We start from the raw sequence: 10,586 nt of genomic DNA on the forward strand, positions 1-10,586 counted from the left end.
GCCTGACTGTCCACCACCCAAGTCCGCGGGTCATTCCCTCACCAAGCGGGGCACTGCGCACCCTGTCCCCCATGAGGCCAGGGAGACGGCGGAGTGACAAGCGCCTCGGGGTGGACCCGCGCGGGCCGCGTCAGCCCTGGGCGCGGGGCATTGCCGGCCCTTCCCCTGACGCAATGACAATCACAGCCTTCGGTTCCCCAACGTGCCCGGAGTCCCGGCCGCTGCTGGACGGCACGCACACCGTCAGCGCCATCCACACCTGGGAAGCGGCCACCTCCGGACGGGCAATGCCTCACCGTCCGGAGCCCGGCCCTCACCGCTCCGGCAGGATGGCGGCCGCGACCTGGTTCATCAGGTTGAGCTGGCTGCGCGACATGCGCCGCAGCGTTCGGAGCACCTTCCGCATCTCCGGCAACTGGTCCCTGTGCCCGGAGTCTCCTTCCCAGAGCGCGGCGCCGACACTGGCCGCCGTGGCGAGCCCCAGCCCGACGTCCGCCGACAACCGCAGTGCCAGACACAGCCGGAACAGGGTCGGAACGCTGGGCATCATCTTCCCCCGCTCCATGCGCCCATAGACTTCCGCGGCAATCCCCACACGCCCCGCGACCTCCGCCTGGGTGAGCCCCGCGAGCAGCCGCGCGCCTCGCGCCGCCTCGCCAACGCTCTCCGCCAGACGGCTCTCCAGTTGCTCGCGCGACTTCCGGGCGCGATCCGCCGGGCTTCGAGGCTGGGACCGGGGCCGCTGGCGGGGAGGAGCAGGACCTTCAAGGTGGGTCTTCACTGCGTCAACCTTGTGAGTACGGGCCAAGCTCACGCCCTGCCCGGGAACAGGTCGCGCTCGGTCACGAGTTTTCCTGCGACTTATAACCCACCACGTCCTCATGCGAAATACCGATATGGAAGGTAGTCCCCTGCCCCGCACCCTCAGCGAAAAGTGTCGTACCCGGCACCACACGTTCTCGCGCCGGATGCGCCACGATGCACCAGGCGGACGTCCAGGCGTCAGCCCGCATGGCCCGCCCGGCACCGGGTCCGTCCGGCCCTACTCGCCATGTCTGTCATTGAGGGAGCGGCCAATCCCTCCACCAAAATTCGCTGACCAGGGTTGCCTCGCGAAAGCACTCCATGCAATGTGCATCATTACGGCAACACTTCCGCGACCTGTCTGTGCAGCCTCCTGGACCGGAGGCCCGCGGCCGGACGCGTGAGTTTGGGCATGGGCGGCCAAGGCATTCGCCGCCCATGTGGGGGCCAGCATCCACCCTGGAGCACAGCACAGCACGTCTGGCTTCGGCCTGACGGCGCCCCCTTTCTTCTGGAGTCCCCCCGCAATGGAATTGAGATTGACCTCGCGCCTGGTGCGAGACCCCGCGCCGCCTCAGCCCCTGGAGCCGGATGCCTTGCGCGAGCTGCGTCAGCGCTGCGCGCTCGCCACCCCCGAGGACACCGCGCGCGGCATGTTCTTCCGGGGGGTCCTGGAGACGGTGCGGCGCGTGGGCGGCTCCGCCATGGAGCAGCTCTGCCGCCAGTCCCTGCCGGAGAAGCGCTACATCGACTTCTTCAGCTACCCCATCACCCAGTTCCTGCCGCTGGCCTTCCAGGCCGCCGGCCTGCTCTCCGAGCATTGCGGGGGCGTGGCCGCCGCTCATCGCGTCATGGGCCAGAAGGCCGCGCATGACTTCCTGGAGTCCGTCGCGGGCCGCACCCTGCTGATGCTCGCTTATGACGAGCCGCGGCTGTTGCTGGGACAGCTCCCCACCGGGTTCCTCGCGGCGGTGAGCTACGGCGAGCGGAGCATGGTGTGGACGGGGCCTCGCAGCGGCCGCTTCGTCATGAAGCGGGACTTCATGCCCACCGCGTACCACGAGGGTGTCCTGCACGCCGTCCTGGAAGCCGTGGGCGCGCGCGACATCGGGGTGCAGGGGCGCGAGCTGGGCCTGCTCGACACGGAGTACGCGCTGTCCTGGCGCTGAAGCGCAACAACGCCGGCGGCCCCGTGCTCCGGGCCCCCGGCGGAGAAAAGGCCCCGCCCCACGTCAAGGGAGGCGGGGCGGCGCTTCGACTACAGCAGCGAGCAGAGCAGCCCGGGGAAGCGCGAACCGGAGGGGCAGTTGTCGCCCTGGCAGTACACGACGCCCGAATCGATGACGGGGTTGGCCAGCAGCGCGGGAACCTTCACGTTGCAGGTGCCGATGGCGCTGTTGCCGGACGCGTCCTGCACAGAGTACGTGAAGTTGTAGACCCGGCCGTTGCCCAGCAGGGCCGCCTCGGCGCGAACCATGGCGGACTTGCGGTCCGGGGTCAGCTTGATGTCGTCACATGCCAGCAGCCGGAGCAGGGACAGGGCGTCGTTGGACTCGTCGGAGGTCACACGGATGATGCTGGCAGACGCATCCAGGTCGAGCTCGCCGCCGCAGTTGTCGACGGCCGGCATCGCGCAGTCAGACAGGGGCACCAGCACGTAGTCGGAGCCCAGGACCGGCTGGATGACCAGGCCGCGGTTGGCGCCCGGCGTGGGGGCGCTGACGTCCACGACGGTCACGTTCGCCGAGCACGTGCGGGTGGCCGCGCCGTCGGAGACCAGGAGCTGCGCGCTCGTGGTGCCCAGCCCGTAGGGGCCCGCGGGCGACTGCGCCACGGAGAACGGCCCCGGGAAGCCGTCTGGATCGTACGAGCCGTTGTCGATGCTGGCGCTGCCCTGACAGGCCGCGTCCGCGGGGACGGTGACGCTCTGGCAGTTGGCCACCGGCTGCTGGTTGGTGGCACAGGGAATCTCGAAATCGATGGAGGCGAAGTTGTTGTCCTCGTCGTCCTCCGGATAGGTGCCGTCCTCGTCCGCGACGACCACCACCTTCGTGGTGCCCTCCGGCACCGTGTACGACAGCGAGAAGGGGAAGGTCTCACCCCCCACCAGCCAGGGGACGCTGATGGTGCCCAGCCGCACGCCGCCAGCCCCCGGCGTCCCCGCGTACACCGCCGCGGTGGAGTTCCCGATGCCCGTGGGCTGCTCGTTCTTGATGGCCGCGGAGAGCGTCAGCGCCGTCGCCGCACACGAGGCGGACAGGTCCACCACGCTCAGGTCCAGACCCGTCTCCTTCGCCTCCTGACGCTGGACCTCCATGTCGATGTTTGCCGGGCCCTGCTCGGGAAGAGTGCCCTCACAGCCCGTCAGAAGAAACAACGCCGTCAGCGTCGAGACGCCATGATTCCGTGTCATGTCTGGTTCCTGGCATGCCGGGAGCACGCCCGCTCTGCAGGGGGGAATGCCTCTCAGTGAGGCAATGCTTTTATGTCGATTCGTTTCCCCGGATACCACGGACTCCCAGTGTACGTGGAGACAATTATTTTCACCAGCCTGTATGAAGTCCGCGCTCCCACCGGGGTAATGGACGACACCTCACCTTGACTCTTGATAATCCAGACATGGGGCGATGCATGTCTGACACCCCTGGGTGTCATTATCGACGATGAGTACACACCCCTCAAGACAGGCGCCGTGTATCCACGGCCCCATGAGTCAACTCAGACACATCCACGAAAAAGCAGACATCACGGCCAACCCCCGCATCGTGTCGCGGTGGACATCCGAGACGTCCACGGGCGGACGCATCGCCCTGGGGCCCTGGCGGACATTGGACTTCAGTACAAGGCTACGGCCTCATGTCCACGCCCAACCTCGTCCTCCTCGTGGAAGACCACGCCGACAGCCGGGAGCTGTTGGAGGAGTTCCTCACCCTGGAGGGCTTCACCGTGGAGACGGCGGGCAACGGACTGTCCGCCTGGGAGCGCCTGAGCCGCCCGCCCCTGCCGGCTGCCGTCCTCCTGGACCTGATGATGCCGGTGATGAGCGGCTGGGAGCTGATGCGCCACGTGCGCGAGGACGCGCGGCTGAGCACCCTGCCGGTGGTGGTGGTCTCCGGGGCGGGAAGCTCCCAACCCCTGCCGGAGGGCATCCGGGCCACGGTGCCCAAGCCCGTGGATTTATTCGAGTTGCGCGCCACCCTGGAGCGGGTGGTGAGCCCTGGCTGAGCGCGTCATTCCATCGGCAGGCGGGGCAGTGTCACCCGGACGGTGGTGCCCGCCTGGGCGGTGGAGGTCACCTCGATACGTCCGCCGTGGCCCTTCACCACCTGCTCGACGATGTAGAGCCCCAGCCCCAGCCCGCTGCTGCTCCCTCCGCCGCCCCCTGCCATGGCGCCGCGCCGGAAAGGGTCGAAGAGCCGGGGCAGCATCTCCGGGGAGATGGGCTCGCCTGGGTTTTGGACTTCCAGCACCACGAAGTCGCCATCGTCATACAACTTGAAGGACACGGGCGCGTCCGCGGGACTGTATTGGAGCGCGTTGCCCCCCAGGTTGCTGACCACCTGGAGCAGCCGGTCCCCGTCCCACTCCCCTTCATAGCGGCCCGGCTCCACCCGGAACGCCAGCTTGCGCTCGGGCCAGGCCGCCTCCAACTCATCTACCCCCAGCCGGACCACGGCCCGCAAATCACCGGGCGTGCGGTGGATGGGAATGCCGCCGCCCAGCCGCCCGCGCGTGAAGTCGAGCAGCTCTGAAATCATGCGTTTCATCCGGTCGCCGGAACGGGCGATGCGCGTCACCAACCGGCGCTCGCGCTCCGGAAGCGCTTCGCTGTGCAACAACTGCGTCGCGGACAACTGGATGGCATTGAGCGGGTTGCGCAGGTCATGACTGACAATGGCGATGAGCCGCTCGCCGAAGCGGGCCGCCTGCAACTTGGCCTCCTGGGCGCGCCGCCGTTCGGAGACATCCACCATGGTGGCCACCGCCGCGACGATGGTGCCCTCCCGGTCCAGGATGGGCGCGCTGGAGAGCAGCACGGCAATGTTCTGACCATCCTCGCGGGGGATGAGCATCTCCTCGCCCTGCACCACCTCGCCGTGGCGCAGGCTGCGCGTCAGCGGCAGTTCCTCCATGGCGTAGGGCCGCCCATCCGGGTGCAGCGAGACGCCATTGTCCGCCATGTAGTCCTGCATCGACGTGGAGGGATGGAAGGGCCTGCCGGTGATGACCTCCACCTGCCGGCTGGCCATCACCAACCGGCCGGACGGTGCGTCCGCGATGAACACGCCCGCGGGCATCTGGTCCAGCACCGACGCCAGCCGCGCGCGCTCGGCCTCGATGGCGCCCAGCAGCCGCTGCCGGTCCATCTCCATGGCGCGGCGCTGGGTGATGTCCACCACGGTGGCCACCCGCTGCTCCACGCGGCCGGCCTCGTCCTTGAAAGCCGTGACGTGCGTGAAGGCGGGGAAGCGGGTGCCATCCTTTCGCATGTGCAGGGATTCATATTCGTGCGACGGCTTGGAGTTCGCCGCCGCGACGTGCCGAGGCAACACGCCGCGCGCTTCCGGCGCGTAGGTGTCCTCCAACCGCCGTCCCGTCAGCTCCTCCGGCGAGTAGCCATGCATGCGAGCGAAGGCGGGGTTCACCTCGCGCAGCCGCTCCTCGGTCGCGTCCACCACCGCCACGCCCACGCCCAGCCGCTTGAAGACCTGCGCCCACCGCCGCAGGCCCGCTTCACTCTCCCGGAGGCGCTCCAGGGACGCCTCGGCCACGGCGCGCGCCTCGCGCTCGCGGGCATGCGCCTGGGCCTGCAACAGCAGCGCGGTGGTGCGCGCCGCCATGGCCCGGAAGAGGAACTGGTCCTCCTCCGACAGTTCATGGGTGGCGCGGCTGCCCATCAGCGCCACGCCCATCAACTGCTCTCCCAAGAGCAACGGCACACCGAACAACGCGGACAGGTCCGCATCGCGCAAGGACGGCTCGCTCACCCGGCTGTCCGTGCGCGCCGCGCGAACCAGCAGCGGCTGTCGCGTGGCCGCGATGGTGCCCGTGAACCCCTCCCCCATGCGCACCACGTCCCCCACGGCCATCCCCGTGCCCACCACGCTCTCCACCCGCAGGACGTCCTCTTCCAGCAGCAGGACGGCCGCCACGTCCACCACGGCCACGGTCTCCCGAAGCACCTGGAGGAGGGCCGGCAACAGCTCCGCGGCGTCGGCGCTGCCCAGGGCCGCGGTGCTGATGCGGTCCAGCGCCTGCAACGTGCGCTCGCGCGCCAGCGAGTAGCGGCTGACGGAGGCCGCCACCGCTTCATCCATGGCCTCGTGGAAGACGAGCTCCGCCTCGGGGCGGTGGGTGGCGTTCTCCCGGGACGTCCACAGGCGCAGCACGCACGCGCGCAGCAGCCGGTACTCCGTCACCACCTGCCGCAGGTCGAAGCCTTCCCCCAGCCGCTCGATGGCATGCCGGTCCGGAATATCCCCCAGGCCATCCGCCACGCCGCCGGGCGAGCTGCGCTGCATCAGCGAGGCGACGACCTCCAGCAGCCGGGGCAACCCGTCTCGCAGCGCGAGCTTTGGCAGCGCCTGGGCCGCGGGGATGCGGCGCACCTCCACCTCCCACGCGGACATGATGGATTCCCGCTGCTGTAGAAGGAACTCGGCCAGGAGGATGGGCACAATCTGGTGGATGTAGGCGTCAGCGCGGCCGACGACAACAGCAAAGCGCTCCGAGTGCCCGGCAGCGAAAATGTCCGAAAGCGTGCAGCCACCTCGCACGTCCGGAGTGCGCGTCACGGACACTCCTTGAAAAGAGCGCTGGAGGTCGCCAGGGGCGGCGCTGTTAGGGTCCCTTCGACATGAGCGGGCGCGCACGGTTTGCCTGGGCGCTGGTGGTGGGGCTGTTGGGCCATGCGCTCAACCGATTTCCCGTGGAGCTCATCCCAGGCATCGACATTCTCCTGGGCTTCTTCCTCATCATCCCCGCGGCGCCGCTGCTGGGGCCCTGGTGCGCGGGGCTCGCGGCTGGCATCGCCATGTCCACCACCGTCCAGATGTGGGGCCACCCCTGGAGCATGCTGGGTTCGATGATGGAAGGGGTCGTCCTGGGCGCGCTGACCCGGCGCTACTGGCCCCTTCAGGCGGACGGACTCTTCTGGCTGGGAGGCATCCCCTACCTCATCATCGTCGGCAATCACATGGGCGTGGACGTCACGGCGACGAGCACGCTCGCCATTGCCCTCAAGCAGGCGCTCAACAGCCTGGTGCCGGCGCTGCTGACGCAGGTGGTGCTGATGACGCCCATGGCGCGCGCGCGGCTGTGGCCCCTGCTGACGCCCACGCTGCGCACCTTCACCTTGTCGTCGGCGGTGGGCTCGGCGCTGCTGGTGGCGCTGGTGCTGCCGTTGCTGATGGTGGGAACGCTGGAGGGCCGGGCCCGCTATGCCTCCGAGCGGCGGCGGATGGACGACCAGGGCCTCTCCACCGCTCACCTGCTGGCGGAGACGGTGGACGCGGAGCTGTCCACCGCCCAATCCCAGACCGCCTTGCTGGCGAGCATCGTCACGAATTGGTGGGAGCGCGAAGGGGAGCGTCCACCCCAGCCGCAGTTGGAGAATCTGCTGCGGGACTGGGTGTATCACTCCGCGTTCGCGCTCAACTTCGGCATCGGTGACAGCGACGGCAACCTGGTGGCCATCTGGCCGCCGCTGGGCGTGGCGGCCCAACCGATGGCGGGCGCCAACTTCGCCGACCGCGCCTACTTCCAGGACGTCCGCGGCAAGCGCGAGCCCGTGGTGAGTGGCGTGTTCGCGGGCCGGGGCTCGGTGACGGGTCCTGTCATGGTCGCCGTCGCGCCGTTGCTGCGACAGCAGCGCTTCGAAGGCTTCACGTTGGTGGCCATCAACCTGCCTCGGATGCGAGCGGTGGCGCAGGAGCGCCTGGCTCCAGGGCAGCGCGCGCTGCTGGTGGACCCGGACGGCAACGTGGCCTTTGACACCGGGTCCACGCCCGGGCCGGAGCCACAGTCCCTGAAGGGCACCGTGTTGGGGGAGCTGCTGTCGACGCTGCCCGCCACGGGCACCCGCACCTACGACACGGAGCCCAAGGCCCCCCCGTTGCGGCGGACCCTGGAGGCGCGGCACCTGGCCACCGCGCCGCTGCTCCAACCGGGTTGGCGCGTCCTGGTGGAACATCCGATGCGCGACATGGACTTCAGCGTCATCGGCACCTACAGCGCGCTGCTGGCCACGCTGGCCCTGACGCTGGTGCTGGCCATTCCCATCACCCGCCTGCTGACGCGCATGCTCTCCAGGCCCGTGGAAGCCGTGTCCCAGGCCGCCGGCCGCATGGCCGCGGGCGAACGCGACGTGCGCGCCTTCGGAACGCGCCACCGCGCAGGCGCCATCGAGGTGGAGAAGCTGGGCCTGGCCTTCGACGAGATGGCGGCCCGGCTCCAGCGGCACCTGGAGGAAGTGGAGCGCGTCAGCCAGGCCAAGGCGGCCTTCTTCTCCATCGCCAGCCATGAGCTGAAGACGCCCCTGGCCACCCTCAAGCTGCGCTTGCAGCGGCTGCGTCCGGACACCGTGCGCCAGCAGGACCTGGTCCTCATGGACCGGCAGGTGGACCGGCTGGCGCGGCTGGTCAACCAACTGCTGGATGTGTCCGAGCTGGCCAGCGGCCGGCTGTCACTGGCGCAGGTGCCCCTGGAGCTGTCCGCGCTGGTGCGGCGGGTGTCGGAGCGGCGCGCGGCGTCCGCGCCCCAGCACCAACTGAAGCTGAGCCTGGAGCGCGTGGACGGATGGTGGGACGAGCCCCGGCTGGAGCAGGTCGTCTACAACCTGGTGGACAACGCCATCCGCTACAGCCCGGAGGGCGGACCGGTGGAGGTGGTGCTCCGGCGGGAGGGCAATGACGCGCTGCTGGAGGTGAAGGACCGGGGCGTGGGACTGGGGCCGCGCGGGGGCGAGGAGCTCTTCAGCCGGGCGCTTCGCGGCAGCACGCTGTCCACCATCAGCCGCGTGGAGGGCCTGGGCGTGGGGTTGTATTTGAGCCGTGAAATCATCACCCGCCATGGCGGCAGCATCCACCTGGCGGCCCGCGAGGGCGGCGGCACCTGCGCCATCGTCCGCCTGCCCCGGAACGACCCGCACGAGGCGTGACGTGCACACCGCTCATGGGTCGACGGGTGGCATGTCGGGCCAGGGCCGCGGCAAGGTGGGCGCGGCCACGTGTGTCAGCCGTAACAAGCCGCGCCCCAGGTCGAGCTGGTAGCGGACGCGAAAACCCGAATCGAGCACCACCAACCCACCCTGGTCCGACATCAAAGGCCCGTCGAGCGGAAGGCCCGCGGCGAGAGCGCCCAGCTCACATTGGAGCTTCTCTCGCACCGGAGTCGAACATCCTGCCAGGGTCCGGAGTGCCCGGGGAGCGAGCTGAAGTCGAAGGGCCATGGTCGTTTCACACTGACGAGCCGTGGCGATGACGACAAGCTGTACCTGAAGTGCATATTTGACGTCGGCTTCCAGCCCCATGAGGGGACCACCCCTCACTTCGCTGTGGAGTGCCAGACACCCAAGACAGTGAAGACGCCGCCCGGGCCGAGATTACCGCTGCCGCGCGAGGATACGCCGCCCTTCGACATCGATGGCGTAGGTCGCTTCCATGTCCATGATGATGTTCTGCTTTTCACAGACATCTGGGCGCAATGTCACACGGACGAATGTCACGCCTTCGGGGCCCGGGGATGCAATCACTTCGTACGATTCACGCCGGTAGAGACAGCGCTCCACGTCCAGGGGCAGGAAGTCGTCGAGCGCAAGAGACTGAAAACCTGTTTCATCTTCCGGCACCCGTCATGGAATCGAATCTGGACGCGAAACACAGGTGGGGGCCGTAACGCCAAGCTTCGACGCCATCCAACCTTTCCAGCGAGAATCCATGCTGAAGACCCTTCAGGTGGGTATCAGCCCATCCCACAGGACCCAGGGAAGCACCGGAGCCCCAGGGTGTCGGGCATCGGACGCGGGGTGCGCTGGCCCCTGGCGCAGCCCTCAGGTCCGGGGTATCTGAGACCCCTCACCTCTTCTTCCACCATGTCCCGGCCGCTCCAGCACCTGCTTCTCGTCGAGGATGACCTCGCCTGGCGCGAGCGGCTGACCGTGATGGCTCAAGCGGAAGGGGTGAAGGTCTCCCACGCGGCGGATGGCCAGGAAGCCCTGGACTGGCTGTGCACGCGGCCCCGGGCGAGCCACCCTGACCTCATCCTCCTGGACCTGCTGCTGCCGCGAATGGACGGGTGGGAACTCTACGGACAGCTCCGGACCAACGCGCGTCTGCGCCATCTGGGCGTGCTGATGTTCTCCGGCGCGCTGAGCGGCCAGGAGCCCCCGCTGGAAGGCGTGGTGGGCTACCTGCGCAAGCCGCACGCGCCCGAAGCCGTGGACGGGGCCCTGCGCGCCCAGCTTCGCGGGCTCCCTGAGCTTCCCGCGAGGGACTCCGCCGAGCCCTACGCACTGCACCTGCCCGAGGACGTGTCCCTGCCGCTGCGCACCCTGCCAGGCCCCCTGAGCCACGCGGTGCGCCTACACCTGCTGCGCGCCGCGGAGCTGACGGGGACGGAGCTCCCCCTGGCCTCCACCTGGTTGATGGCGCTCCCCGGGACGCCCCCCTCGCTCCTGGTGACGGTGGACGGCGTGCAGGTGGAGCTGGAAGTGGATGACGCGCAGCGACGGCTCACCGTCAGCAACGTCACCCTGTCACCGAACCTGCGCCACGGCGCCTGAC

Annotated in this window: 9 protein-coding genes; 4 read left to right on the forward strand and 5 right to left on the reverse strand. The window is 69.0% G+C overall.

All coding sequences use genetic code 11. The features are described 5' to 3' along the window. Positions 1-313: 313 nt before the first annotated feature. Complete coding sequence (locus FL344_RS00190) at positions 314-781, reverse strand: helix-turn-helix domain-containing protein (RefSeq protein ID WP_368667408.1); 468 nt, start codon at positions 779-781, stop codon at positions 314-316. A 550-nt stretch (positions 782-1,331) separates the two neighbouring features. On the opposite strand from FL344_RS00190, the gene FL344_RS00195 reads away from it, so the two are divergent. Then, positions 1,332-1,973, forward strand: coding sequence for a DUF2378 family protein (locus FL344_RS00195; protein ID WP_141617040.1), 642 nt, complete (start codon positions 1,332-1,334; stop codon positions 1,971-1,973). A gap of 89 nt (positions 1,974-2,062) precedes the next feature. On the opposite strand, the gene FL344_RS00200 is transcribed toward FL344_RS00195, so the two are convergent. Next, the gene (locus tag FL344_RS00200; protein ID WP_141617041.1) at positions 2,063-3,217 is read right to left on the reverse strand and encodes a CARDB domain-containing protein; all 1,155 of its coding nucleotides are present in this window, start codon (positions 3,215-3,217) and stop codon (positions 2,063-2,065) included. 443 nt (positions 3,218-3,660) lie between these two features. Between FL344_RS00200 and FL344_RS00205 the strand changes: the two genes are divergently transcribed. Further along, on the forward strand, positions 3,661-4,029 hold the full coding sequence (locus FL344_RS00205; RefSeq protein ID WP_141254248.1) for a response regulator: 369 nt from the start codon (positions 3,661-3,663) through the stop codon (positions 4,027-4,029). 5 nt (positions 4,030-4,034) lie between these two features. Here the strand turns inward: FL344_RS00205 and FL344_RS00210 are convergent, their stop codons facing one another. Next, entirely contained in the window at positions 4,035-6,434 is a 2,400-nt protein-coding gene (locus FL344_RS00210; RefSeq protein ID WP_194858258.1) for a PAS domain S-box protein, read from the reverse strand. A gap of 227 nt (positions 6,435-6,661) precedes the next feature. Between FL344_RS00210 and FL344_RS00215 the strand changes: the two genes are divergently transcribed. Next, a complete protein-coding gene (locus FL344_RS00215) occupies positions 6,662-8,962 on the forward strand; it encodes a sensor histidine kinase (protein WP_141617042.1) in 2,301 nt (766 codons plus the stop codon). Positions 8,963-8,974: 12 nt separating this feature from the next. Here the strand turns inward: FL344_RS00215 and FL344_RS38860 are convergent, their stop codons facing one another. Continuing rightward, the gene (locus FL344_RS38860) at positions 8,975-9,190 is read right to left on the reverse strand and encodes a hypothetical protein (protein ID WP_228564632.1); all 216 of its coding nucleotides are present in this window, start codon (positions 9,188-9,190) and stop codon (positions 8,975-8,977) included. 216 nt (positions 9,191-9,406) lie between these two features. Next, positions 9,407-9,652: a hypothetical protein gene (locus FL344_RS00225; protein ID WP_228564633.1), complete on the reverse strand. Its 246-nt coding sequence runs from the start codon at positions 9,650-9,652 to the stop codon at positions 9,407-9,409. A gap of 243 nt (positions 9,653-9,895) precedes the next feature. On the opposite strand from FL344_RS00225, the gene FL344_RS00230 reads away from it, so the two are divergent. After that, the gene (locus FL344_RS00230) at positions 9,896-10,585 is read left to right on the forward strand and encodes a response regulator transcription factor (protein ID WP_141617044.1); all 690 of its coding nucleotides are present in this window, start codon (positions 9,896-9,898) and stop codon (positions 10,583-10,585) included. Position 10,586 lies beyond the last annotated feature (1 nt).

Origin of the sequence: Myxococcus sp. AB036A (assembly GCF_006547355.1) — a bacterium.
GTDB classification, from domain to species: domain Bacteria; phylum Myxococcota; class Myxococcia; order Myxococcales; family Myxococcaceae; genus Myxococcus; species Myxococcus virescens.

What these genes read in the sequence shown, in the direction of transcription:
- FL344_RS00195 (WP_141617040.1), top strand. Translation starts at nt 1,332, where the DNA reads ATGGAATTGAGATTGACCTCGCGCCTGGTGCGAGACCCCGCGCCGCCT.
- FL344_RS00200 (WP_141617041.1), bottom strand. Translation starts at nt 3,217, where the DNA reads ATGACACGGAATCATGGCGTCTCGACGCTGACGGCGTTGTTTCTTCTG.
- FL344_RS00205 (WP_141254248.1), top strand. Translation starts at nt 3,661, where the DNA reads ATGTCCACGCCCAACCTCGTCCTCCTCGTGGAAGACCACGCCGACAGC.
- FL344_RS00210 (WP_194858258.1), bottom strand. Translation starts at nt 6,434, where the DNA reads ATGTCCGCGTGGGAGGTGGAGGTGCGCCGCATCCCCGCGGCCCAGGCG.
- FL344_RS00215 (WP_141617042.1), top strand. Translation starts at nt 6,662, where the DNA reads ATGAGCGGGCGCGCACGGTTTGCCTGGGCGCTGGTGGTGGGGCTGTTG.
- FL344_RS00230 (WP_141617044.1), top strand. Translation starts at nt 9,896, where the DNA reads ATGTCCCGGCCGCTCCAGCACCTGCTTCTCGTCGAGGATGACCTCGCC.